We start from the raw sequence: 24,258 nt of genomic DNA on the forward strand, positions 1-24,258 counted from the left end.
ACACGCAGATCGGCCACCGGTGTTCCGGTGGCCGATTCGCGTGCGTCAACCAACGCCCGACGGGGTGGGAACGCTGTCCTCACCCAACCGCGGCGGGGCCGACCGATAGGTTGCCGGAGTGCCGCTCAACCGAATCGGATTGGCTACCTGCCGAGTCGGTGCATCGCGACGCGGATCGTCGATGGTCACCACCGGATCGAGATCCAGCCGCTCCGCCAGTGCTATCGCGTCGGCGATGTCGTTGAGGGGCCCGCACGGAACTCCGCGCTCGGTCAGCGCCTCGAACCACGAGTCTGCAGTGCCCTTGGCCAACGCAGCAGTGACGGCGTCGAACAACTCTTCTCGATGCGCGACCCGATCCCGATTCGAGATGAACCGTTCATCCGCGGCAAGTTCGGGAACTCCGAGAACCTCTACCAAAGAACCGAATTGGCGATCGTTGCCGACAGCGAGAACCAGCGGGCGGGCGGCGGTGTCGAACACCTCGTAGGGCGCGATGCTCGGATGCCGATTGCCCATGGCCGCGGGCACCACACCCGCCGCCACGTAGCCGGACGATTGGTTGGCCAGTGCGGACAGCAACGAGGACAACAGATTGACCTCGACGTGCTGCCCTTCGCCCGTTCGATCGCGGTGGCGCAGCGCTGCAAGGATTCCCACGCTGGCATGCAAGCCGGTGATGACGTCGACCACCGCGACACCGACCTTGGTGGGTGTCTTGGAATCGGGACCCGTGATACTCATCAATCCGCCGACCGCCTGAATCAACAGGTCGTACCCCGGCAGAGAATTGTTGCCACCGAAGCCGCTGATCGAGCAGTAGACCGCACGCGGATTCATTTCTCGGACAGCGTCGTAGCCCAGACCCAGACGGTCCATCGTTCCCGGCAGGAAGTTCTGCACCACTACGTCTGCGCTGCGAACCAGCTCGCGTGCACTCTCGAGATCCGCGTTCTCGCGCAGGTCCAGGGTGACCGACTTCTTGTTGCGGTTCACCGACAGGAAGTAACTCGACTCGTCCCCGACCCACGGCGGACCCCAGCTGCGAGTATCGTCGCCGACACCCGGCCGCTCGATCTTGACGACCTCCGCGCCGAGATCGGCAAGAATCATCGTGGCGTACGGACCGGCGAGGACGCGGCCGAAATCCGCGATCACCAAACCGTCGAGCGCTCCGACAGCGTCTACCGTCACCGGAACGCTTCTTCACCGGTGAGAGCACGACCGATCACCAGCTGGTGAACCTCGGAGGTGCCCTCGTAGGTGAGAACGGATTCGAGGTTGTTGGCGTGCCGAATCACGGGGTACTCGAGCGTGATGCCGTTGGCGCCCAAAATGGTTCGGCATTCACGTGCGATCTTGATGGCCTCGCGGACGTTGTTGAGCTTGCCGGTGCTGACCTGCTCGGGACGAACCGTTCCGGCGTCCTTGAGACGTCCGAGGTGGATTGCGAGCAATTGCCCCTTGCCCAATTCGACTGCCATGTCGGCAATCTTGGCCTGGGTGATCTGGTACGCGGCGAGAGACTTGTCGAAGACCTTGCGATCACGCGCGTACGAGATCGCGGTCTCGAGGCAGTCACGTGCTGCACCCATCGCGCCGAAGATGATGCCGAAGCGTGCCTCGTTGAGGCAGCCGAGCGGGCCGGAAAGTCCGCGAGCCTTGGGCAGCATCGCCGAGGCAGGCAGACGCACGTCTTCGAGCACCAGTTCCGAGGTGACCGATGCTCGCAGCGACATCTTGTTCTTGATCTCGGGGGCGGAGAATCCCGGAGTGTCGGTGGGAACAACAAATCCGCGGACGCCGTCGTCGGTTCGAGCCCAGACCACGGCGACGTCCGCGATGGAGCCGTTGGTGATCCACATCTTGGTGCCGTTGAGGATCCAGTCGTCACCGTCGCGCTTTGCGTTGGTTCGCATGCCGCCGGGGTTGGATCCGAAATCGGGTTCCGTGAGACCGAAGCAACCGATGGCTTCACCGGCCGCCATCCGCGGGAGCCACTCTTCCTTCTGCTCTTCACTTCCGTTGTGGTGGATCGCGAACATGGCGAGCGAACCCTGGACCGAGACGAGGCTGCGAATGCCCGAATCGACAGCTTCCAGTTCCTGGCAGGCCAACCCGTACGCCGTCGCGCTCATCCCGGCACAGCCGTAACCCTCGAGGTGCATGCCCAGTACGCCGAGCGCGCCCAGCTCCTTGGCCAGCTCACGAGCCGGCAATGCTGCCGCCTCGAACCATTCGCCGATGTGCGGGCGGATGCGATCGTCGACCATCTTGCGGACCGTGTCGCGGATCGCGATCTCCTCGGCGTCCAGCAGGGTGTCGATGGCAAAAAGCTCGGACAGGGACTGCGGCGTGGTCACGGGGCCTCCAGTGTTCTCGGGCGCAATCCTTTGCGAGAACGATTGCGCAATCGTTTGCATCGCCTAGAGTAGAGCCCGGTTACATACCCGTCAATCCCCGACCCTCACTCCGACCCACACCCGGACCCACAGCAGGAGCCCCGACGCAGATGACGCCCGATCCGTCGACCCGCAGCAACGGCCGTCCGCCGACGCTGCGCGAAATCGCCGACCAGGCCGGGGTCCACATCTCGACGGCGTCGCGGGTCCTCCGTCAGCCCGAGCCCGCCGACGGTTGGTCGGACTCGGCGCTCCGAGTTCGTCAGGTTGCCGAGGAGCTTGGTTACCAACCGAACCTGTGGGCGGCCAGCCTGCGTACCCGCAAGACCACCACCATCGGCGTCGTGATGCCGAGGCTGACGGACGTCGTGGTGGCCACCATGTTCCAGGGCATCGAGGAAGCTGCCACCGCGGCGGGTTACTCGGTCCTGCTCTCCAGCCCACCTGACGATCTGGACGCGCAGCGCAAAGCCGTCGAGTTCCTGGTCAGCCGGCAGGTCGACGGGCTCATGCTGAGCAGCATCCACCTGCCGGGTACCGATTTTGTCGACTCACTCCCCCTGCGCTCGCTACCGATCTTGCTGCTGAACCGGCACATCGACCCGGCAATTTCGTCGCCGAACGGCGGCCTGCCATTTGTCAGCGGCGACGACCGCCTCGGCGGCTATCTCGCAGGAAAGCACCTACTGGACTGCGGCTATCGCGATCTCGGTGTGATCGCCGGACCGGATCACGCCAGCACGTCACGTGAACGCGTCGCAGGTTTCCGCGACGCCCTGGCCGAAGCGGGCTTGGAACTGCCGCCGCACCGAATCGTGGCGTCCGAGTTCGAAGTTCAAGGCGGAGTCGATGCCGCGGCAATACTGCTGGGTGGGGATTCACGGCCCGACGCCGTCTTCACGGTGAGCGACACCATTGCCATCGGCGTCCTCGGCGTAGCCCGCGATCTCGGCTTGAGCATTCCGGACGATCTTGCACTGGTCGGCTACAACGACATCCCGGTTGTCTCCCAACTCCCGGTGCCACTGACGACGGTGAGGTCCCCCGCCCGCAAGATCGGCGCGACCGGGCTCGAACACCTGCTCGCATTGATCGCCGGCAGGAACGTCGAATCCGTGAAACTTCCCGTCGAACTCATCGTGCGAGCCTCCACCAGAAAGCCCGCCGCCCGAGAACTCTGAGCAGCTACCAGACCTGAGATTCGTCGATACCCAACCGTCGCGCGTAGCCGGAGTTGAGCGCGTCCCAGCCGTACTCGCGTGCCCGTTCACCCACGATCGGACCGAAGGGCTCACCCGCGAGAAGGGCATCGAGTACGTCGAAGCACAAATGCCACCCCGCAGCGAGCGCCGACGCCATCCCCTCAGCCCGCGACCTCTGCGTCAGCACGACACGGGTACCGCCTTCGACCGGGGTCAGGTCCCACACCAATTCGTCCGGGCCCCACTCGTGTTCGAGACGCCGGGTGGTCTCCACGACGTGAACACTGACCGGCAACGACATTTCGGGGGCGCCGTCCTCGGTGAGCATGGTGATCACGGCGTCGCCCGTGCGGCTCAGATTCCGATCGGCGGTGTACGGCGTCCATTGCGCCAACATCTCCGGGTCGGTGATCGCCTCCCACACCTTCTCGACCGGATACGGCAGCACCCGGGGAAAGCTGACGACTGTGTCGTCGCCGTCGACGCTCACCGTGACGTCGGACAGGGCACTGGGCTGATACCGCTGGGCACTCATGCTTCGATCTCACCAGGAACCACCGACACGGGCAACCGGCGCGTCAACGTCCGAGCGTGAACAGTTCTGTTGCTGCGGCGACTGCCTGTTCGACCACCGGGAATTTCACCACGGACAAGTCGTGTCGAGCCCCCTCGAACTCCACCAATCGCGTCGGTGCGGGAATCAGCGCAAGTGCAGCCCGAATCTCCTCCGTGGTCGCGAACTCGTCCTTCGATCCGTGGACGACAACCGTCGGCGTGTTCAACGCGGGTAGGTGTTCCGTTCTGAGCTTCTCGGGCTTCTTCGGTGGATGCAGTGGGTAGGACAGCAGAACGAGTCCGTCGACGAGTCCTGGGTTCTCCGACGCCAGCATCGACGCTTGCCGACCGCCGTACGAATGTCCGCCGAGCAGAACAGGTCCGGACACCGAGTAGTCCGCGTGAACAGCGGCAATCACCTCGGCAATGCCCGCGCGATCCTCCGCAGCGCGCGACGGATGTGGCGGGCCTGAAGCTCGACGCACCCGAAACGCGAGATCGAATCGGAGAACTTGCACTCCCGCCACGGCAAAGCCGTCGGCAACAGCACGCAACAGCACAGTGTCGCAGTTACTTCCGGCGCCGTGAGTCAGTGCAAGCGTGGCGACGGGCGACGCGAAGGACACAGAATCAGGCCGATGCAGGAAACCGTGCACTGCACCTTCGTCGACCGTTTCGACAGTAGTCATGGACGCATCCTTGTCCGGCCGGCTCGGGCCTGTTCGACTGCGGCAGCCAGGCTGCCTTCGTAGACCGGACCGTGTCCGGGAAACAGCACGCCGGCAGGTGCAGCGGCGATATTGTCCAACGCCTGGTCCGTCGCTTCACGGTCATGATTGAAAGGGCACACCAGAAATTGTGGTCCGGCAACGCTCGACGTCGCGTGTCCGGTCACCAAAGCGTCACCCGACGCGACGACGCCTGCGTCGGGGACCAGGTAAGCGCTGTGGCCGTCGGTGTGCCCGTGAGTGGGAATCGGCACGATACGGCCTGGGATATCCAGCGCGCCACCGGACGCAAAGGCCTGTGCGTGAGGCAGTTCCGCTCCTTTCAACGCGCCCGCTCCGATCACGTCGCGAAGCCACTTCGGAGCACCTCGCCGCCACAACAGCAACGGAGCTTTCGCCGGCGACAACTGCTGCAGATACTCCCGCTTCGCGTGGGGCACCTCCAACGGATCCATCAGGACCGGAACCTCGAGCCGAGTCACGATGTCCGCGATTCCGCCGATGTGATCAACGTGCGCGTGAGTGACGAGGATTGCCCGAACATCCCCGAGCTGGTGACCGATCTGCTCGATCGAGCGTTCGACGTCGGCCCCGTTGGCCGGGTATCCGCCGTCGATCAGCGTCAGATCGGACCCTTCTTCGACCAGCACCCAATTGGCGTGACCGCACCGAACCAGGTGTGTGTTCTCGATCTGCGTGATCGACAGTGCCGCAGTAGTCATGCTTGGTAGTGTGCGCCACGTGTCGGAATCCGTGAAGCAGGCCAACAGCCGCAGCATTCGAGATCGCGCCGAAGCATCCTTGGTGGCAGCCGCATTCGCGCTGCCCAGCGCGGTGAAACGCCGAATCACCGGTCCACCCGTCGTCATCGAGGGCAACACGCTCGACGCCGACGCACATCTGCTGCTCACGCTCGCGAAGACGCGGCCACTACCGTCGCATACAACCGATTCCCAGTCACTCGCCGCTGCTCGCGCCAATCTGACCCGAACGGCGATCATGATGGGCGGTCGGCCCGCACCGGTCCACACCGAAGAGATTTCCGTGTCGGGCGCCGACGGCCCACTTCGAGCCCGGCTCTATGTTCCGAGCGCCGACACCGGCGCTCTGCTCGTCTACTTCCACGGCGGCGGCTGGGTGCAGGGCGGCATCGAATCCCACGATGCTCCGTGCCGCCTGTTGGCCGAGACTTCCGGCGCACGGGTCGTCTCGGTCGACTACCGGCTCGCACCCGAATTCGTTTTCCCCACACCGGTACACGACGCCTACGCCGCCTACCTCGACATCGTCGACCGCGCCGAAGAGTTCGGCGCAGACCCGACGCGGATCGCTGTCGGCGGCGACAGCGCGGGTGGGCACCTGTCCGCAACGGTGGCGCTGCGTGCCCGCGACGACGGCAAGACCCCTCCGGCAGCACAACTGTTGATCTATCCCGCGACCGACTTTCACGAGAAGGCGCCGTCGAGAACGACGTTCGGTGAAGGCTTCTTCCTGACCGAGGCCAACATGAACTTCTACGAGTCCAGCTTCCTCGGCAGCGATGCCGATCGACTCGACCCGATGGTGTCGCCGCTACGCGCCCCCGATATGGCGGGACTGCCACCAGCCATCGTGATCACGGCGGGATTCGATCCACTCCGGGACGAAGGCGAAGCCTACGCAGCTCGATTGCGCGACAACGGTGTTCACGTGACGGATCGACGCTATCCCGGATTCATCCACGGCTTCGTCAACGTTCTGGGGCCGAGCGCCGGTTCACGCGCCGCTGTCGCCGAGATCGGCGGTATGCTGCGAGTACTCCTTGCCCGCCCGACAGTTTCACCCACCCAGTAATATTTCGCGCACCGTGTCCACCAACGGATCGACGGGAAGCTCTGGGCTGATCGCACGCTGAAGTCCCAAACCGATTCCGACGCTGAGCATTCGAAGGGCCGCCGCATTCGGGTCCATTGTCGGCGTCACATTGTTGGATTCGGTGAGGTGCTGCACCATTCCGGCGATCAGTCCGCGCACTTGGTCGGCACCCGCCGCGATTTTCGCTCGAATGTCCTCGCTGTGCCGTGACCGGACCGAGAACTCGACCTCGAGCAGAGTCCACCTCTGGTCCCCGATCGTGCGCTCGGCCCATCGCGCGAACTCGGCCACCGCGTCGTCGAGCGTCGACTTCGCTCCGAGTTGTGCGGTGATCTCACCGACCTTGGTCAACCTGATTCGGCCGAGCACTTCAGCGCACAACTCGTCTTTGTTCTTGAAGTTCGAGTACACCGCACCCTTGGAGTAGCCGGCATCCTCGGCGATCTGATCGAGTGACGCGGCGGCGTACCCGCGATCGAGAAAATGCTCGACGGCCGTCGCCAACAAGGTTTCGCGGGTCAACGCCTGCGCTTCCTGCCTGGTCAATCGTGCCATCGGAACCTCCTAGTGGTTCTGAGTATCGAGATTCCAACGGTAGCCGAATACCGGGAGCGGCCCGCGGGCGCACTCCGGAAAACCACATTTGGGGTACCCACGTTATTCAGATACTGATAGTCTCCGAAATATGACTTCAGAAGTGACCGGCACCACCGCGACCGGGTTCAGGCGAAACAGCGCGCCGAAACGCGGCTTGGCAATCGGATGCGGCGGCACTCTCGGCTTCGCCTGGACCGTTGCCGCGCTCGCCTCGGTTCGGGAGGCACTCGACTGGGATCCCCGCGAAGCCACCGCCATCATCGGCACGTCCGCCGGAGCCGAGTTCGTGACGATGCTCGGCAGCGGAGTCGGCGTCGACGAGCTGGTCGCCATGCAACTCGGTGATCCCGCGGCCCGCCCCGAACTCCTCGCCCACATCGCGTCGGCACCCGGAAAAATCCCACCACTACCGAGCTTGGGGATCGGCAATCCACGACTGGTGGCGCGTCGAGATCTTCCGGTTCTGAGCCGGATGAGCGGCATAGCACCGCTTGGTGGCGGCGACCCGTCCTGGCTCACCGCGCTCGCCGCATCACTTGCCCCTGGCGATTCGTGGCTCCCACATCCGAACGCGTACATGGTATCCATGGACTACAGAACGGGGCGGCGGGTCGCATTCGGGGCACAGGGGGCTCCGGAAGCGACCGTCGGTGAAGCACTTCGAGCGTCCTGGGCGATTCCCGGCTGGTTCCCACCTGTCACCATCGACGGCGTCAGGTACATCGACGGCGGCGCGGCATCCACGGCTTCAGTAGACCTCCTGCTCCCCCTCGAGCTGGACGAGCTGGTTGTACTGGCGCCCATGGCGTCTCGAACGCTCAAGCCGGCGCGCGGTGCTGCCCGCATCGAACGCGGCGCCCTGCGCAACGCCATGTCCAAGGGCCTCGACCGCGAGATCGAGCTGGTTCGCGCTGCGGGCACCAAGGTCCTGCGTATCGATGCCACCGATGACGATCTCGCCGTCATGGGCGCCAACTTCATGGACGGCCGACGTCGGCTCGCCACCTTCGAATCATCCCTGCGCACAACACGTGCGAGCGTCAAGCGTGAACTCGATGCGCACCCGTTCCACACCACCCATTCCCACCAGTGAAAGCGCAGACTCAGTGAACAACGAACCTGACCACTTCGAGGTCGTGATCATCGGCGGCGGGATCTCCGGAATCGGCGCAGCCATTCATCTGCAGCGCCTCGGGATCGAAAATTTCGGCCTGCTCGAAAAGGCCGATTCGCTCGGTGGAACCTGGCGCGCCAACACCTATCCCGGTTGTGCCTGCGATGTTCCGTCCGGCCTGTACTCGTATTCCTTTGCCGCCAATCCGGATTGGACGCGTTTGTTCGCGGAGCAGCCGGAGATCCGCGAGTACATCGACGATATGGCCCTCCGCCACGGCATCGACAAGCATGTTCGCTTCGGGGTCGAAATGCTCTCCTCACAGTGGGATGCGTCGCAATCCCTGTGGAAGATAACAACTTCCAGTGGCGAACTCACTGCTCGTTTCGTGATCGCGGCCACGGGTCCGTGGAACGAACCCTTGACACCGGCAATCCCCGGACTGGAAGCGTTCGAGGGCGAGGTGTTTCATTCCTCGCAGTGGAATCACGACTACGACTTGGCCGGAAAACGCGTCGCTGTCGTGGGTACCGGCGCTTCGGCAGTCCAGTTCGTTCCGCGCATCGTCTCCGAAGTCTCCACACTTCACCTCTACCAGCGAACCGCTCAATGGGTTCTCCCCAAACCCGACCACTACGTGCCGCGGATCGAAAGGTCCGTCATGCGATTCGTACCGGGAGCACACAAAGCCCTGCGCAGCATCGAATACGGAATCATGGAAGCGCTCGGATTGGGATTTCGCAATCCGTGGATCCTGCGAATCGTGCAGAAACTCGGTTCGGCCCAGTTGCGCCTGCAGGTCCGTGATCCGAAGCTGCGCAAGGCGCTGACACCCGACTACACCCTCGGTTGCAAGCGACTGCTCATGTCGAATTCGTACTATCCGGCACTCGGCAAACCCAACGTCAGCGTCCATGCCAATGCAGTCGAAGAAATCCGCGGCAACACCGTGATCGGCGCCGACGGAGCGGAATCGGAGGTGGACGCCATCATCTTCGGAACGGGCTTTCACATCCTCGACATGCCCATCGCCTCCAAGGTTTTCGACGGAGAAGGTCGATCACTCGACGACCATTGGCAGGGAAGCCCGCAGGCGTACTTCGGTTCCGCCGTCAGCGGATTTCCCAACGCGTTCATTCTGCTGGGGCCGAGCCTCGGCACCGGGCACACGTCCGCATTCATGATCTTGGAAGCCCAGCTGAACTATGTGGCGCAGGCGATCGGCCACGCTCGTCGGCACGGCTGGCAAACCATCGACGTGCGGCCGGAAGTACAGGCAGCCTTCAACTCTCAGGTTCAGGAAGCCCTGGGAACCACGGTCTACAACGCCGGGGGTTGCGAAAGCTATTTCTTCGACGTCAACGGCCGCAACAGTTTCAACTGGCCGTGGTCGTCCGGCGCCATGCGTCGACGCCTACGAGACTTCGATCCGTATGCCTACAACCACACGCTCTCCGACAACCCTTCGTCGGATACCACGCCCTCTGAGCCCACCACCACCCTCGAACCGGAGTACACCGCATGAGCCTCTTCGGCACCACCTACCCGCCGATCGATCTCGACGGAGCAGTCGTTGTCATCTCCGGCGGCGGCCGCGGAATCGGCCGGGCCACAGCGGAGTTGTTCGCAACTCGCGGCGCACTCGTCTGCGTCGGCGATCTCGACGAGGAGACAGCCGTCGACACAGCCGCGTCCATCGGCGCGCGGGCCCGCGGCTACGCACTTGACGTCACCTCGCGCGAATCCTGGGATGTGTTCATCTCCACAGTGATCGGCGAATTCGGTCACATCGACATTCTGGTCAACAATGCTGGGGTGATGCCGCTCGGCGGCTTCCTCGACGAGTCCGACGCCACCAGTCGAGTCACCCTCGACGTCAACGTCTGGGGGCCGATTCACGGGATGCGCGCAGTGCTGCCCGGCATGGTGGAACGACGACGCGGCCACGTCGTCAACATCGCATCCATGGCAGGCAAGCTCCCCGTGCCCGGAATGGCCGTGTACAACGCAAGCAAGTTCGGCGCGGTGGGTCTTTCGGCCTCTGCCCGTGTCGAATTCGCAGATTCCGGAGTCAGCGTCAGCGCCATCCTGCCCAGCGCCGTGCGCACCGGACTCTCCTCCGGTGTGCCACTCGGAAAGGGCATGCCGACCGTTGAACCCGAGGTCGTGGCCAAAGCCGTCGTCGACACCGTCACGCATCGACGAGCCGAAACTACGGTTCCGCGTTACCTTGCGGGCTGGGACCTCATCGACGCCGTGGTACCCGAATGGATGATCAATATCGGACGCCGGGTGATCGACGATCGCCGCGCACTGACATCGGTAGATCCGAACGGGCGTGCGGACTACGAAAAGCGAGTGGCACGTCAGGCCGAAAACGAGGAGCACGATCGGAGATGAAGCGGGTAGTTTCGTGGCCATGTACATCCGCCGCGAAACTTCTTCCGACCGTGACGCCGTCTATTCACTGCTCGGGGCGGCGTTTGCCGACCAGGCGCCGCCCGGCGAGACTCCCATCGAGATCGAACTGACACGTCAACTCTTCGCCTCGGACGACTACTTGCCGAAGTTGTCACTGGTCGCCGTGGCAGACGGCGAGATCGTCGGTTTCGTGATCGGGACACGCGGATGGGTCGGAAAAGTCGAGGCGGTTGGTCTCGGGCCGTTGGCAGTCACGCCGGGCAACCAGCGCAGCGGCGTCGGTTCGGCCCTGATGCACGCCGTAATCGGTGCGGCCGACGCCCAGGACGTGCCACTGCTCGCGCTTCTCGGAAGCACCGAGTACTACCCCCGGTTCGGATTCGTCACCAGTACCGACGTCGGAGTCGAGTCTCCGGAAGCCGAGTGGGGCGCTCACTTTCAGATCAGGACCCTCACCGCGTACCGCGCTGATCAGACGGGGAAGTTTTCCTACGCCGCGCCTTTCGGGATCGCTTGACCCGCAGCGCGATGTAAGAGTTCTTTGACATCAGGCATACGTAGACCTACGCTCAGGCATGTCAAAGAACTCTTACACCTGGGAGGCTTCATGAGCACCACTGCACGGTGGAGCCTGATCATCGGTATCGGCGTCGCAGCAACGCTGGCCTTCAGCTTTTTTGCAGCGTTGACCGCCGACGACCGGAAGACGTTGGCCTTCATAGTCTTCGCTGTCGTCATGGCACCGGCTTGTATCGGGTCGGCGTGGGCCCTTTTTCCATCGGAGAACAACAAGGCCCCCGCCTACCCTGAGGACACTGTCGAAACCGAATGGAGTCGCAAGGCCGGCTTCGGTGCGTTCACCGACTTGATCACTGCCATGGGGATCGCACTGATCGCGCACAATGTCTTCGGCGCTCCCGAACTGCCGCTCGTAATGTTTACAGCCCTCGGGCTGGCCGACTTCGGAATCCGGTACTGGGCAGTGTCGAGGGACCGCACCCCCACTATCGAGATCTGATGCGCAACAACCTTCAAGAACTCCGGACGGCAGCCGGATTGTCACAGCAAGCGTGCGCCGACGCGCTCGGCATCACACGCCAGACCGTCATCTCAATCGAGAAGGGTCACTTCGACCCACGTCTGTCACTGGCGTTCCGAATCGCCGAATATTTCGACAAACGCGTCGACGACGTCTTCTCGAACTGACGGAAAATCAGTCGAGCTGCGGTTTCAGTCGAACAGAGTTGGCGATCCGTTTTCGTCGTTCCCGTCTTCGACGGCCGTTGCCTTCTTGCCCGAGCCCTTGCGGACGACGGTCAGCGTCGTCGTTCGACGCGACAACCTGTGCCCGTCACTGTGTTCGAGCAGCGCCATGCCCTGGCGAACTTCGACTACCGTCCACGGACCCGCATGGCCGGCTGCCTGCACGAGGTCACCGGACTCCACCTCAGTTGCCATGACCACTCCTTGTTCGTCGTGTCCTGCACGTTCTCCCTCCTATTATCGACGCGGTCGCCTGGTAGTCGACGCGCAGGGTACCTACGCTGCAGCGGCAACCTTGACGGCGTGGCCGACTTCGGCTCGGAATGCCGCATATTCGGGTGAGCCGCGGAGGTCGTCAGGGTCGACGCCTGTTCGTGGCAGATCGATTTTCAGATCGAGCGCGACCTTGCCCGGCCTGCTTGTCAGGACCACGACCCTGGAGCCGAGAAATGCTGCCTCGTCGGCGCTGTGAGTGACGAAGACACTCGTTCTCCCGGACTCGGCGCTGACGTTGCGGAGGTCCTCCTGCAGACGCTCGCGGGTGAGGGCGTCCAGCGCGGCAAAGGGCTCGTCCAACAGAAGCAACGACGTTTCGGCCGCCAAGGCCCGGGCAATTGCCACCCGCTGCTGCTGCCCGCCGGAGATCTCCCAGATTCGCCGGTCCGCAGTGCCGCCCAGCCCGACGCGGTCGAGGAGTTTTTCGCGTCTTTGCCCGCGGTCACTCTTTGCAACGCCGGCGTATTTGAGTGCCAGATCGATGTTGCCGCCGACGGACTTCCACGGGAAGAGCCGCGGCTGCTGAAACACCACTCCCGCACTCGACCCGGGGATCGGGTCGGATCCCGACACCTGAACCGTTCCGCTGGATGGGTTTTCGAATCCCGCAATCAACCGCAGCAAGGTGCTCTTGCCGCAACCCGACGCTCCGACGAGGACCAGGAACTCACCAGGTGCGACGTCGATCGATACCGGTCCGAGCGCCGTTACGGACTCTCGGCCGTGGCCGTATTTGTGTGAGACGGTGTCGATTCTGATCGCCCCCGGGCGGTCGGTTGCGAACCCACCGACCGCCTGCTGTGCGGTCACGCTACTGGTCAAGGACATCGGGAAGCCCCTTCACATAGAGAGCATTCTGAAACACCGTCAGATCAGGCACACTGTCGATCTGCTTCTGCTCGGCCAGGAATTGCGCTGCACTCTGCAGGTTCACTGCCAAATTTCCGGGAGCGCCCTCGGTGCCCAGCCATTCCGGCGAGGAGATCTGCTCGGGAGTGAGGAACACACCCTGCTTCAGCTGCGCTGCCGCGTCTTCCTTGGAGGCGCCCAATTGCGCGGCAACAGCTTCCGCTGCCGCGTTCGGGTCAGTGGCGATCGTCGTGAGCGCGCGGGCCTGAACCTGCCGCCAGGTGTCGACGATCTCGGGGTGATCCTTCGCAAACGCGGTCGACACCACACCCAGGTCCAGCGTCGGCTTTCCCGCCGTCGCCAGCTCGCGGCTGGCGATCAACTGTGTTCCGTCCTTGCGCAGTTCGTCGAGCGTCGGCAGCCAGGTGTAGACGGCGTCGATGTCACCTCGCTGCCAGGCGGCGAGTGATGCCTGCGGCTGGAGATCCACCAACTGAACGTCATCTGCGCTGAGTCCGGCCTGGTTCAGAGCCGCCAGCAGACTGTAGTGAGCGGTCGACGCGAATGCCGTGGCCACTTTCTTGCCCCGCAGATCTGCCACGGTCTTGATTCCGGTTGCATTGCGGGCCACCAGAGCTTCGTTGTCACCGGCCACATCGAGAACAAACGCAACCTGGTACGGAATGTTCAGCGGTGCCGAGAGTCCACGGGCAACCGGACTCGAACCGATTGCACCGAAGTCGATTTCACCTGCGATGAAGGCGGTGTTGATATCGGCTCCCGAATCGAACTTCGTCCACTTCACGTTGTACTCGGGCAGCGCGTCTTCGAGCCAACGGTTGTTCTTGACTATCAAATCGCCACTCGGGAAGGACTGGTAGGCAATGCGAATCGTTTCCTTGGACGAATCCTGGCCGGAATGATCCACCGAGCACGCACCGAGAACCAGTGCGAGGACACCGATCAGCACCGTGAACGCCGTCCGGGAAGCCTTTCCCTCATTGCGCGTCAGATTACTGCTGCGCTTCGGAATACTGTTGCGCTTCAGATTGTCAGTCATACTTTTCCCCTCCAGGGAACGGCGCGGCGCTCTGCAGCCCGCAGCAGTCCATCGATGATCAGGCCGGAGAATCCGATGGCGAAGATCCCCACCAGCACAACCGGTGTGTTGTTGTAATTGCTTGCATCCTTGACCATTCCGCCGATTCCAGGGATGCCGTTGAACAGTTCGGCTGCGACCACCGACGAGTACGCCATACCCACCGACAGCCGAATTCCGGTGAAAGTTTCCGGCAAGGCCGACGGGACGACGACGTCTCGGATCACTTGTGCCCGTGAAGCTCCCAACGCTCTGGCCGCTTCGACCAGCCCGACGGGCGCCGCGACGACAGCAGCTGTGGTGGCCACTGCTGCGGGCGGGAGAGCAGCGAGCGCCAGCAATGTAATCTTCGGCGCCTCGTCGATTCCCAGCCAGATCACCAGCAGGAAGAAGTACGCCAAGGGCGGCAGTGCACGCAGGAACGTCAACCACGGTTCGAGCAGACTCCGCAGCCATGACACCGATCCCATGGCCAATCCGAGAATGACGCCCAATCCGACGCCGATGATCACACCGACCAGCACCCGTCGCAGCGTCATGTAAAGGTGCTCCCAGAGCAAATACCCCTGGTAGCCCCGCACTCCGTCATGTGTGGTCATCGTGTTGACGAAGGCATGCCAGACCGTGCTCGGAAACGGCACGAAGGTCTCACTCCAGGTCCCGCTGGCTGCCGCGACCTGCCACAGCGCCAAGAATGCGATCACCGAAAGCACTGGCAGTCCTACGGTGGTCACACTCGAAGCCCACGGCCGGCGCGGCTCACGGTTCGATTCCGAGGCCGGTGTTGGTTCTTTTGCTTCGACAGAAGTCGACATCGCTGTTCTTCCTCGACGTACGGAAATTCCGGCACATATGCAGCTACGAGTGCATATGCAAGGACGCAGGCGCACAGGGAGGCGCCATTCTCACTCAGGAGAGTCGGAAGGAATCAACAGCAACAGCAGTGAGCACCAAGACGGCACAGGTCGACGGCGATGCGTCGTGTCAGTGGCGTCGTGGGCATGGGGGTAATTAGTACCTGTGTCGTCAATTACCCGCAAATGCGGGGGAAATAGGCGTCAGGCTGCCAAGCGAACGGACAGCGAATACATCAGCGGCAGCTCGGGACGTCCGGCCGGGACTCCCCAGCGCTTGGCGCCGAGTTCGGTCATCTCCTCGAATCCTTGCCAGCCGTTGGCGTACGGGTATTCGTCGAAGGACTCGAGCAGCAATCCGGCCCGCCGCAACGCGCCGAGTACCTCGGCAATAGACCAGTTGAATTCACATGAGGGGAAAGGATTTTCGAAACGCGCGTTTCCACCTCCCGGAGCACCCGGCAAGACAAGGTCGACTGAATCTGCCACGTAGTCGCCGACGCCACCGGGTTCGGTCACCGGGGTCCCGCCTCCGTACGGGTATGTCAGCGACCACTTCTCGTCGAAACACATGGCAAATGGATGAAACTCCACCAGAACGAATCGACCGTCAGGCGCCAGAACACCGGCAATCCCATCTGCCCACTCGTCGAGATCGGGCAACCAGATCACAGTCCCGTACGAAGAAAAGACTCGGTCGAACTTTCTTTCAGCGGCGGCAGCTTCGCGGAGCCATCCAGATACTTCCGCTCGCTCGAACTCGGCAGCAATGCCGGATTCCGTGGACAAGGTTCGGGCGAAGTCGATCGCGGAATCCGAGAGGTCGACGCCGGTCACGTTGGCACCGAGGGCCGCCAAACTCAACGAATCCTGACCGGAATTGCACTGCAGATGCAAAATCGAGGAGCCTGCAATCTCGCCGAGCAGCGCCACTTCTTCCGGAAACAGGGTCGACCCGCCGTTGCGGAAGAACTGTGCCTGGTCTCCCTTGTGGCTGTTGTGAGCGACAGTCGCCGCATTCCACGACAACCGATTCATCTGCACTGCATCCACGGTGCCCACCTTGTCCAACCTCTCGGCCCCAACCTATCCGGCCCACAACCTCACACAACAAGTCCGCACGAGTTCACCACGACCTCGGTCACGGCGGCAATCGATTTAACTCGGCCGGAAACCTATCCGAACGATCCTGGAACAGGTTACAGTTTTTCGACGGACCATCGAAGGAGAACCAGTGCGCTACGGACTCAGCCTGTTCACCAGTGATCGCGGCATTCGCCCCGCCGAGGCGGCAAAGGTTGCCGAGGCGAATGGATTCGACGCCTTCTACGTTCCGGAGCACACTCACATCCCGGTGTCGAGGGATTCCGATCACCCCGGAACCCAGTCCGCCGAATTACCCGACGACCGTTACATGCGCACACTCGACCCCTGGGTCGCCCTGGGTACCGCGGCGTCAGTCACGAGCACCATCCGGTTGGGTACGTCCGTTGCCCTCCCCCTCGAACACGATCCGATCACTCTCGCAAAAACCATCGCATCGCTGGACCACCTTTCCGACGGCCGCGTGGTTTTCGGCGTCGGATTCGGCTGGAATGCAGAGGAACTCGCAGACCACGGCGTACCGCCCAACAAACGCCGGACCGCACTCCGTGAGTACCTCGAAGCCATGGGAGAACTGTGGTCGAAGGAAGAAGCTTCGTACGACGGCCAATTCGTGAAGTACGGGCCAAGTTGGGCCTGGCCCAAGCCTGTTCAGAAACCCCGTCCGCCCATCCTCCTGGGAGGTGGCGGCAACGAGAAGACCTTCAAGTGGATCGCCAAGTCCGCCGACGGCTGGATCACCACACCCATCGAGCAGGAGATCGACGGAAACGTAGAACTGCTTCGAAAGATCTGGGCCGAAGCAGGTAGGGTCGGCGAACCTGAAATAACAGTCCTGGCAGGCAAACCCGACCCGGAGAAGCTCGCCCACTGGGCAGACATCGGTGTCACCGAAGCAATGTTCGGCACTCCGGACAAGAGCCCCGAAGAGGTTGTCGGATACATGGAACGTCTGGCAACCAAGCTCGGACGGTGAGGTCCGCCACAGCGCCTTGACCTCAACTGCACTCGAGGTTTTAACGTCGGTATTGCACAAGACAGTGCAACGACAGCAAACCGAGGCAGAAGAGGGGTGAGGAGTGACCACAAAACTGGTTGGCACCCAATCCGTTTCGGACGGCCCCGTTGATTCGGAGCTGTCCATCCGGAGCTCCTTCGTCGAGGCGTTCCGGAACCATCCCGCCGGTGTCTCGATCATCACGGCAACGGGCGACGACGGCCCGGCCGGCATCACGTCGTCGTCGGTGATCTCGATCAGCGCCGATCCGGCAGTTCTGGCGTTCTCTCTGCAGTCCTTGCGAGGTTCTGCCAGAGTCATTGCTTGCGCCCGCAGTTTTGTTGTTCACCTGGCAAATTCGGCAAACGAGCGACTGGCTGCCACGTTCGCGACCCGCGGCGCCGTGCGCTTCGGGGACGACATGCCTTGGTCGTTACTGCCGACCGGTGAACCGTTCCTGCATGGGACGGGCCATGCCCTGCGCGCAGTTCCCTTGAATGCCACAACGTGTGGCTCCGCAGTGATTGTCACCGCACGCGTAGTCGACGTCATCGATCCGCAGCAGGTTTCGGCGCCACTGGTCTATCACGATCGAACCTACAGAAACCTGTCCCCTCACAACATCTCCTCAAAGGAAGGCACGTCACATGACTGAATACGTTCTCCCCGAGCTGGATTACGACTACGCCGCTCTCGAGCCCCATATCTCCGGCGAGATCATGGAACTGCACCACAGCAAGCACCACGCCACCTACGTGGCGGGCGCCAACAGCGCAATCGAGCAGTTGGCTGCTGCCCGTGAAGACGGCACGATTACCGCGAAGGCACCGCTACTCAGCAAGAACCTCGCCTTTCACCTCGGCGGCCACACCAATCACTCCATCTTCTGGAAGAACCTCTCCCCCAACGGTGGTGAGCGGCCGGAAGGCGAGTTGGCAGCCGCGATCGACGAGCACTTCGGCTCTTTCGACGCATTCGTGAACCACTTCTCCGCTGTAGCAACCACTTTGCAGGGTTCCGGCTGGGCGGTGCTCGCCTATGACACGATCGGGAAGCGACTGGTCATCGAGCAGCTCACCGATCAGCAAGGCAACATCAGCATCGGCATCGTTCCGCTGCTCATGCTCGACATGTGGGAGCACGCGTTCTACCTGCAGTACAAGAACGTCAAGGCCGACTACGTGAAGGCCTACTGGAATGTCATCAACTGGGAAGACGTCGCACAGCGCTACGCAACGGCCACTGCCGCGACGGGCTTGATCATCCCGGCTTGATTATTACCGATCGACCCAGCTCGGCACGGTGGCTCCGTTGCCGAGCTGGGTTTCTGCACCCCAGACGTCGATGTATGTGAAGGCAGGTAACATACACCGAGCGCGGCCGACTCGGCCGTCAGCCGATTCGACTCCGAGGGGAACCAGTGCTGGATATCAGTGGCTTGATCGCGACGTGGCGCCCGACGCTGGACACCGCAGCGCGCAACGCGTGGGGACTCTCGTTCGGCGACGGCGTCGAGAAGGCCGAACGCACCCCGTCCGTACTGATCAGCGAAGGCCCACACCGCGATCTGTATCGCTTCGGTGCATTGTGGACACCGAAGGGCAACCCGGTTCTTCTCGTGCCGCCCCTCGCAGTTTCCGCCGATTGCTACGATCTTCGCCCAGGCCAGAGCCTCGCCGCCCACCTACTCGGCGGCGGCAACACTCCCTATCTTCTCGACTACGGAACCATGCGGTACTCCGACCGCGGAATGGGATTCGAGGCCTGGGTCGACGACATCATCCCCGAAGCGATCCGCTCCATATCGGATCTGCATGACGGCGCTGCCGTTTCCGTGATCGGGTGGAGTCTCGGCGGGACCATGTCTCTACTCACGAGCTCCGCTCACCCCGACCTGCCGATCGCGTCGATCACCGCGATCGGCACACCGATCGACTACACGAAAATTCCCGCCATCAGCCCGTTGAGGCTGATCGGCAAATACACCGGTGACACGCCGCTCACGTCCGCGACCAATCTCGTCGGCGGACTACCTGCTCCACTCGTTCAGGCGAGTTACAAGGTGACGGCGTTGCAGCGTGAAGTCCTCAAGCCATGGTTCATCGTGCGTAATCTCCACGACACCGAGACTCTGGCTCGCATGGAATCGATCGACAAGTTCATGGCAGCAATGCCTGGGTACCCGGGCAAAGCATTTCAGCAGATCTGCGAACAACTCATGCTCGGTAACAACCTCTACAACGACTCCATCTGCCTTGCCGGACGTGAGATCAAACTGTCCGCACTGAAGGTCCCCGTTCTCGCGATCGGCGGCACCACTGATGTGATCGCACCCATCGCTTCGGCAGAGGCGATCACTTCGGTCCTCACCGGAGCGCCGTCAGTTCGATTCGAGAAGGCGCCGGGCAGTCACCTCGGTCTCGTTGCCGGTCCCACCGCGCGAGCTTCCACCTGGAATTTCATCGACGAGTTCTTGAAAGAGAATGCACCGCAGCTGGTTTCGACCAGCTGAATCACGGCTTCGTGATGCCTGCGGCCACAGCCGCCTTGTGCCAATCCGGGAACTCACTCAGCAAACGGGTGTACAGCTGAGCGTCGTCGACGGTGTCGATGTCGTCCAGCGCGAAGAATCCGGCGTTGTCGACCACCCTGCCGTCGAGGTCGTCGAGCTTCTCCAGCACTCCGTAGTTGGCCTTGCCGATTCCGACGAACTGCCAAAAGGCCGGAAGCCCAGACGCTTCGCGCATCAATTTCGTGATTTCCTTGCGCTCGCTGAAGCCGCCGTCGGTGAAGAACAGGACAAGCGTAGGGGCCGAACCACGGGTCAGGCCGGAGAGTATCTCTGTCATGATCGGCACTTCACGATTCGCGGCGCCGATCTTGTCGTAGTTGAAACCTCCGTGCGAACCGCGCAGGTGCAGGTAGGTGTCAGACCACTCTTCCGCATCATGCACGGAGATCTCGGGAAGCTTGAGGAAACTGACTGCGTACAAGTAAGGCTCGAGTTTGCCGTCGTCATCGAGTTGGATCGCAACGGGGACCATGCGTTCGACAACACGGTGAACCACCCTGGTGCGGTACTGCTTGGCCATACTTCCCGTTTTGTCGATCACCAGAACCACTCGCGCACGAATTCCGTTGCCACCCTTGGTCAGCAGGACCTTCGCCACCTCACGCTTTCGGAGGTCCAGCTTCTCCCGCTTCACCATCGAGAGTTTCGCCTCGTCAGGCACGCTCCGAATTCCGTCTGCCGATTCAGCGGGCCCGGCAGGTTGGGTCTGCGGTTCCTCGTCGACAGAAACACCGAATGCTGTTACCAGATCTGCCAATCCGCTGTCCCAGCCGGCTGACACGTTCCGCAGCTTCCACCCCGCGCCGCGGCGATAGATCTCGACGAGGACCGCCGCTCTCTCGGTCGTCAGACCCAAAGCCGGAGCCACAATCGCGACGGAATCGGCCTGTTCCACCACGACGCCCATGTCTCGGACTGCAGAAAGGGTTCCGTTTGCCGCCGCATCCAACGCCACGGCAACACTCAGCTGGTGTATGTCAGAGGGCACCCTTGCGATGTCGATTTCAATGACGCCGCCGGACTCCAAGCGCACCGCACCTTCAGGTGAGACCGGCTGATTGAAGAAGATGAAATCCGCATCATCGCGCACTTTGTTGCGATCATCGAGCTGGAACACCATCAGATCCACCGTGCCCGGGGCGCTACCGCTCACCGCCACTTTCAATGAAGTTCCGTCAATGACTGTGTTCGCCCCACGCGCCAGCTCCATGAGTGAACTGTAACGGGCAGTCTCAGACCGCCGACCATTCACCACGACCTGTGGGCTCCGAATCGGGTGCTGATGTCCGATGCGGAGCCTCGCCGTGTTCCGTTGTGCCTGAGGTTCGCGTCCTCAGGTTTTGAAGGTGGTGTTCGCCGGCCTGGGGTGCTGCCCAGGGTCGATCGAGGGAGGCGGGATGAACCACGGTTTGTTGTCGACACCCATCCGGATTTCCCATTTACCGACGAACCCGGCTTTCCGGTGCATCAGCCGGTGATGTGAACGGCACAGCAGGACAAGGTTGTTCATCACCGTCGGACCACCGTTCGCCCAATGCCGAATATGGTGCGCGTCCGTCCAGGCCGGTACGCATGTGCAGCCGGGGAAGGCGCAGCCCTTGTCTCGGGCAATCAGCGCCACGCGCTGTTCGGCGTTGACCAGACGTTTCCCGGGTCTCGCATCCAACGGCGCGCCGTGAGCGTCCAGTAGAACAGTCGACAGGAAACAATCACACCCCAGAAGCCTCGTCTGCGACACCGACAGCGGCCCCAACCATGGCATATGCCCGACATCAAGATCCGACCGAGGCTCTCCACCATCAGAAGGCGCAGCGGCACAAGCCCGATGCTCAGCGAGATCACGCGCGTTGATGTGCACGTTCACGTGCGGTCGTTGACCACCATCGCTACCGGTCTTGGCGCAGTCGAGGTAGCGGCGGATCAGTTCGGTGAACCCGTCCGCCGTCCGCTTCGCCGCCGACCGAGCGTCGGGAGTTCCATCGGGCGCTGGGGTGGGCATCGTCAAATTCGACAACGCCGACAGCAGCATTTCGCCGGTGAGGGCGTCGAAATCCCCGCGCACCACCACCCGACCATTGAGCGTCGACGCGATGCGCAACTCATTGAGATCCACATCTTCGGCCGGCGGAATCTCATCGGATTCGAACACCCGCTCCAAAGTCGCGATGACGTGCCGCACCTTCGTCGTCGTCGCCTCCACGCCCGAGGCTGCAGCGAGCAGCAGGTCGATGCAGCGAGGGAGCGCCTCCTCCGGCATCCCCTTCGGCGGAGATTCACAAAACGCCACGATCAAGACGGCGTGATCGAACGAGCAATCCCCGCAATCGAACCGAGCCGCCACCGCCGGAAACGGCCGCAGTGCCGCGCCCAAGGCGGCGATCTTCTTCCCGTCACGAACCTGCAGCATCGTGTTTGCCGCCAACCATGACCCGACTCCGCGGCTGGCGATCACCTGATCGTCGGGACGCATCGAGAGTTCGTCGACCACCGCCACCCGCACCGCTTCCAGACGCAGAATCTCCGCACTCGCCTCGACAGCAGCAGCGCGCAACTCGGCAGCAGACAACCGCCACAGGCGCCCGCGCAACCCCACCGCAGAACCAGACACCACATCCGACAACAAGACACTCATAGAATCCCCCGATCCCCTCCCTCAACAATACTCGAACACACGTTCGAGTCAGCACCTTCCGACCAGCAAAAACCAGAGCAGGGAATAGTTCAGCCGTCGCGAGCGTATTACTTGAGTAAGCAATACTTGCGATCGCAAATAAATGAAGGGCGTCACCGATGACAACTGATGAACACGTACGTGGTCGCGTATGGCGCGACCTCGTCGTCTCCCACAGCGTCATCCTCGGCAAGATGGAGGCGGACCTTCGAACCAGCACCGGGCTCACCCTGGGCCAGTACGACGTTCTACTCCGACTGCATGAAGCTCCCGGAAACACCATCCGAATGGGCGATCTGGCCGAGCTTGTCCTGGTCACCACCAGTGGCGTGACGCGCGTCGTCGATCGATTGGTCGAGGCGGGATTGGTGGAGCGCGTTCGACCGGACAACGATCGACGCGTCGTGACGGTATCGATGACGTCTGCAGGCAAGCAGACACTTCGAACTGCTTCCGCCATACACACGCGAGGAATCGCCGACTACTTCTCCGATCTCATCGAACCTGAAGAACTTCCGGTACTCGACCGCTTCTTTTCCCGACTTGCCACACACCACACGAATCAGAGCGGCGCTTGCGATGCGCACGCCGAACAACTTTCCATCACCCCCACGAACAGATAGAGAGAAACAACATGGCTTTCGAATTGGGTGTCTACCATTTCGGTGAACTCACACCTGACCCCACTACCGGCGAGATGATGAATCCCGGTGTACACCTTCGCCATTTGGTCGAACAGGCCACCGTCGCAGATCAGGTGGGACTCGACGTCTTCGGCGTCGGCGAACATCATCGCACCGACTTTGCAGTCTCGGCCCCTGCAGTCGTACTCGCAGCAATGGCTCAGGCCACCGACAACATCAAGCTGTCCAGTGCAGTGACAGTCCTGAGTTCCGACGATCCTGTCCGCGTGTTTCAACAGTTCGCGACGGTCGATCTGCTTTCCGAAGGCCGCGCCGAGATCATTGCCGGCCGAGGCTCCTACACGGAGTCGTTTCCGCTTTTCGGGTACGACCTTTCCCAGTACAACGAACTCTTCGCCGAAAAGCTCGACCTACTACTGAAACTGCGTGACGAGAACCCGATCAACTGGGAGGGCCAACTTCGCGCACCACTGATCGACGGTGACGTGACACCTCGTCCGGATCGCCAGATTCCCGTGTGGATCGCGGTCGGAGGTACCCCGGCCTCGGTGGTCCGTGCGGCGAAACTCGGTCTACCCCTGTCACTTGCGATCATCGGTGGGAGCTACCAACAGTTCGAACCGTTCGTCGATCTGTACCGCAGGGCTGCAGCGGAGTTCGGACATGATCCGAAGAAGCTCGCTGTCTCTATTGCTTCGCCGGGGTTTGTCGACACCTCGAGGCAAACAGCACTCGATACGTCCTACCCGTACTTCCAGGCCGGCTGGATGCAGAACCATCATCAGCGCGGAAACGGAGTTCCCATGCCGCGCAGGGCATACGAAGCGCAGGCAACCACCGCGGGCGCGTTCTTCCTCGGTGGCCCGCAAGAAATCATCGACAAGACGATGGCGCAGTACGAACTGTTCCACCATGACCGCATCATGATCCAGATGGGCTTCGGCAATGTTCCGCAGAAGGACATGCTCCGCTCGATCGAGATCCTCGGCACCGAGGTAGCCCCCGTGGTGCGCAAGGAAATCGAATCGTTGAAGTCATCTGAGAAATAGGAGTTTC

27 protein-coding genes are annotated in these 24,258 nt (G+C 62.2%); 14 read left to right on the top strand and 13 right to left on the bottom strand.

The window, feature by feature from the left end; genetic code table 11:
* Positions 1-45: 45 nt before the first annotated feature.
* Together ACFT1A_RS08535 and ACFT1A_RS08540 are read right to left on the bottom strand one after the other, a co-directional pair.
* On the bottom strand, positions 46-1,194 hold the full coding sequence (locus ACFT1A_RS08535) for a CaiB/BaiF CoA transferase family protein (protein ID WP_378446610.1): 1,149 nt from the start codon (positions 1,192-1,194) through the stop codon (positions 46-48).
* Positions 1,191-2,363, bottom strand: coding sequence for an acyl-CoA dehydrogenase family protein (locus ACFT1A_RS08540; RefSeq protein WP_046380332.1), 1,173 nt, complete (start codon positions 2,361-2,363; stop codon positions 1,191-1,193). The genes ACFT1A_RS08535 and ACFT1A_RS08540 overlap by 4 nt, the downstream gene beginning before the upstream one ends.
* Before the next feature lie 149 nt (positions 2,364-2,512).
* Between ACFT1A_RS08540 and ACFT1A_RS08545 the strand changes: the two genes are divergently transcribed.
* Complete coding sequence (locus tag ACFT1A_RS08545) at positions 2,513-3,583, top strand: LacI family DNA-binding transcriptional regulator (protein WP_378446611.1); 1,071 nt, start codon at positions 2,513-2,515, stop codon at positions 3,581-3,583.
* 4 nt (positions 3,584-3,587) lie between these two features.
* On the opposite strand, the gene ACFT1A_RS08550 is transcribed toward ACFT1A_RS08545, so the two are convergent.
* Genes ACFT1A_RS08550 through ACFT1A_RS08560 form a run of 3 tightly spaced genes read right to left on the bottom strand, consistent with a single transcriptional unit; the run spans position 3,588 to position 5,609 of the window.
* Positions 3,588-4,139, bottom strand: coding sequence for an SRPBCC family protein (locus ACFT1A_RS08550; RefSeq protein ID WP_378446612.1), 552 nt, complete (start codon positions 4,137-4,139; stop codon positions 3,588-3,590).
* Between the two features lie 43 nt (positions 4,140-4,182).
* Positions 4,183-4,848 carry an alpha/beta fold hydrolase gene (locus ACFT1A_RS08555; RefSeq protein WP_378446613.1) on the bottom strand — a complete coding sequence of 222 codons (666 nt, stop codon included), beginning with the start codon at positions 4,846-4,848 and terminating at the stop codon, positions 4,183-4,185.
* Positions 4,845-5,609, bottom strand: a complete 765-nt coding sequence (locus ACFT1A_RS08560; RefSeq protein WP_347874614.1) for an MBL fold metallo-hydrolase — start codon at positions 5,607-5,609, stop codon at positions 4,845-4,847. Before ACFT1A_RS08560 ends, ACFT1A_RS08555 begins: the two co-directional genes overlap by 4 nt.
* Before the next feature lie 19 nt (positions 5,610-5,628).
* On the opposite strand from ACFT1A_RS08560, the gene ACFT1A_RS08565 reads away from it, so the two are divergent.
* Positions 5,629-6,720, top strand: coding sequence for an alpha/beta hydrolase (locus ACFT1A_RS08565; protein ID WP_378446614.1), 1,092 nt, complete (start codon positions 5,629-5,631; stop codon positions 6,718-6,720).
* On the opposite strand, the gene ACFT1A_RS08570 is transcribed toward ACFT1A_RS08565, so the two are convergent.
* Entirely contained in the window at positions 6,706-7,296 is a 591-nt protein-coding gene (locus tag ACFT1A_RS08570) for a TetR/AcrR family transcriptional regulator (RefSeq protein WP_317825612.1), read from the bottom strand. The genes ACFT1A_RS08565 and ACFT1A_RS08570 overlap by 15 nt on opposite strands.
* 130 nt (positions 7,297-7,426) lie before the next feature.
* Here ACFT1A_RS08570 and ACFT1A_RS08575 point away from each other — a divergent pair, with 130 nt between their 5' ends.
* The 6 genes from ACFT1A_RS08575 (at position 7,427) to ACFT1A_RS08600 (ending at position 12,079) form a co-directional block, all read left to right on the top strand.
* The gene (locus tag ACFT1A_RS08575) at positions 7,427-8,431 is read left to right on the top strand and encodes a patatin-like phospholipase family protein (protein WP_378446615.1); all 1,005 of its coding nucleotides are present in this window, start codon (positions 7,427-7,429) and stop codon (positions 8,429-8,431) included.
* 13 nt (positions 8,432-8,444) lie between these two features.
* Positions 8,445-9,977 carry a flavin-containing monooxygenase gene (locus ACFT1A_RS08580; RefSeq protein ID WP_378446959.1) on the top strand — a complete coding sequence of 511 codons (1,533 nt, stop codon included), beginning with the start codon at positions 8,445-8,447 and terminating at the stop codon, positions 9,975-9,977.
* Positions 9,974-10,852, top strand: a complete 879-nt coding sequence (locus ACFT1A_RS08585; protein WP_317825615.1) for an SDR family oxidoreductase — start codon at positions 9,974-9,976, stop codon at positions 10,850-10,852. The genes ACFT1A_RS08580 and ACFT1A_RS08585 overlap by 4 nt, the downstream gene beginning before the upstream one ends.
* 19 nt (positions 10,853-10,871) lie before the next feature.
* On the top strand, positions 10,872-11,390 hold the full coding sequence (locus ACFT1A_RS08590) for a GNAT family N-acetyltransferase (RefSeq protein WP_378446960.1): 519 nt from the start codon (positions 10,872-10,874) through the stop codon (positions 11,388-11,390).
* Between the two features lie 90 nt (positions 11,391-11,480).
* Entirely contained in the window at positions 11,481-11,891 is a 411-nt protein-coding gene (locus ACFT1A_RS08595; RefSeq protein ID WP_378446616.1) for a hypothetical protein, read from the top strand.
* Complete coding sequence (locus ACFT1A_RS08600; protein WP_230814709.1) at positions 11,891-12,079, top strand: helix-turn-helix transcriptional regulator; 189 nt, start codon at positions 11,891-11,893, stop codon at positions 12,077-12,079. Before ACFT1A_RS08595 ends, ACFT1A_RS08600 begins: the two co-directional genes overlap by 1 nt.
* Before the next feature lie 24 nt (positions 12,080-12,103).
* Here the strand turns inward: ACFT1A_RS08600 and ACFT1A_RS08605 are convergent, their stop codons facing one another.
* From ACFT1A_RS08605 to ACFT1A_RS08625, 5 genes are all read right to left on the bottom strand, one after another.
* The gene (locus ACFT1A_RS08605; RefSeq protein ID WP_007733785.1) at positions 12,104-12,331 is read right to left on the bottom strand and encodes a hypothetical protein; all 228 of its coding nucleotides are present in this window, start codon (positions 12,329-12,331) and stop codon (positions 12,104-12,106) included.
* 81 nt (positions 12,332-12,412) lie between these two features.
* Positions 12,413-13,240, bottom strand: coding sequence for an ABC transporter ATP-binding protein (locus tag ACFT1A_RS08610; RefSeq protein ID WP_378446617.1), 828 nt, complete (start codon positions 13,238-13,240; stop codon positions 12,413-12,415).
* Positions 13,224-14,321 carry an aliphatic sulfonate ABC transporter substrate-binding protein gene (locus ACFT1A_RS08615; RefSeq protein WP_378446618.1) on the bottom strand — a complete coding sequence of 366 codons (1,098 nt, stop codon included), beginning with the start codon at positions 14,319-14,321 and terminating at the stop codon, positions 13,224-13,226. Before ACFT1A_RS08615 ends, ACFT1A_RS08610 begins: the two co-directional genes overlap by 17 nt.
* Complete coding sequence (locus ACFT1A_RS08620; protein ID WP_317825617.1) at positions 14,318-15,175, bottom strand: ABC transporter permease; 858 nt, start codon at positions 15,173-15,175, stop codon at positions 14,318-14,320. The genes ACFT1A_RS08615 and ACFT1A_RS08620 overlap by 4 nt, the downstream gene beginning before the upstream one ends.
* Before the next feature lie 243 nt (positions 15,176-15,418).
* Positions 15,419-16,267, bottom strand: a complete 849-nt coding sequence (locus tag ACFT1A_RS08625) for a class I SAM-dependent methyltransferase (protein ID WP_378446619.1) — start codon at positions 16,265-16,267, stop codon at positions 15,419-15,421.
* Between the two features lie 181 nt (positions 16,268-16,448).
* On the opposite strand from ACFT1A_RS08625, the gene ACFT1A_RS08630 reads away from it, so the two are divergent.
* The 4 genes from ACFT1A_RS08630 (at position 16,449) to ACFT1A_RS08645 (ending at position 19,827) form a co-directional block, all read left to right on the top strand.
* Positions 16,449-17,294: an LLM class F420-dependent oxidoreductase gene (locus ACFT1A_RS08630; RefSeq protein WP_378446620.1), complete on the top strand. Its 846-nt coding sequence runs from the start codon at positions 16,449-16,451 to the stop codon at positions 17,292-17,294.
* A 103-nt stretch (positions 17,295-17,397) separates the two neighbouring features.
* A complete protein-coding gene (locus ACFT1A_RS08635; protein WP_378446621.1) occupies positions 17,398-17,970 on the top strand; it encodes a flavin reductase family protein in 573 nt (190 codons plus the stop codon).
* A complete protein-coding gene (locus tag ACFT1A_RS08640) occupies positions 17,963-18,589 on the top strand; it encodes a superoxide dismutase (RefSeq protein ID WP_378446622.1) in 627 nt (208 codons plus the stop codon). The genes ACFT1A_RS08635 and ACFT1A_RS08640 overlap by 8 nt, the downstream gene beginning before the upstream one ends.
* Positions 18,590-18,735: 146 nt before the next feature.
* Entirely contained in the window at positions 18,736-19,827 is a 1,092-nt protein-coding gene (locus ACFT1A_RS08645; RefSeq protein ID WP_378446623.1) for an alpha/beta fold hydrolase, read from the top strand.
* 1 nt (position 19,828) lies between these two features.
* On the opposite strand, the gene ACFT1A_RS08650 is transcribed toward ACFT1A_RS08645, so the two are convergent.
* Positions 19,829-21,097 (bottom strand): VWA domain-containing protein, encoded by a 1,269-nt coding sequence (locus ACFT1A_RS08650; protein WP_378446624.1) that lies wholly within the window; start codon positions 21,095-21,097, stop codon positions 19,829-19,831.
* A gap of 123 nt (positions 21,098-21,220) precedes the next feature.
* Positions 21,221-22,519: a DUF222 domain-containing protein gene (locus ACFT1A_RS08655; protein ID WP_378446625.1), complete on the bottom strand. Its 1,299-nt coding sequence runs from the start codon at positions 22,517-22,519 to the stop codon at positions 21,221-21,223.
* Positions 22,520-22,677: 158 nt separating this feature from the next.
* Here ACFT1A_RS08655 and ACFT1A_RS08660 point away from each other — a divergent pair, with 158 nt between their 5' ends.
* Positions 22,678-23,181 carry a MarR family winged helix-turn-helix transcriptional regulator gene (locus tag ACFT1A_RS08660; protein WP_378446626.1) on the top strand — a complete coding sequence of 168 codons (504 nt, stop codon included), beginning with the start codon at positions 22,678-22,680 and terminating at the stop codon, positions 23,179-23,181.
* Positions 23,182-23,192: 11 nt separating this feature from the next.
* Entirely contained in the window at positions 23,193-24,251 is a 1,059-nt protein-coding gene (locus ACFT1A_RS08665; protein WP_378446627.1) for an LLM class flavin-dependent oxidoreductase, read from the top strand.
* Positions 24,252-24,258 lie beyond the last annotated feature (7 nt).

It is taken from the genome of Rhodococcus sp. NPDC057135 (assembly GCF_042670865.1).
In the GTDB taxonomy this organism is placed as follows: domain Bacteria; phylum Actinomycetota; class Actinomycetes; order Mycobacteriales; family Mycobacteriaceae; genus Rhodococcus_F.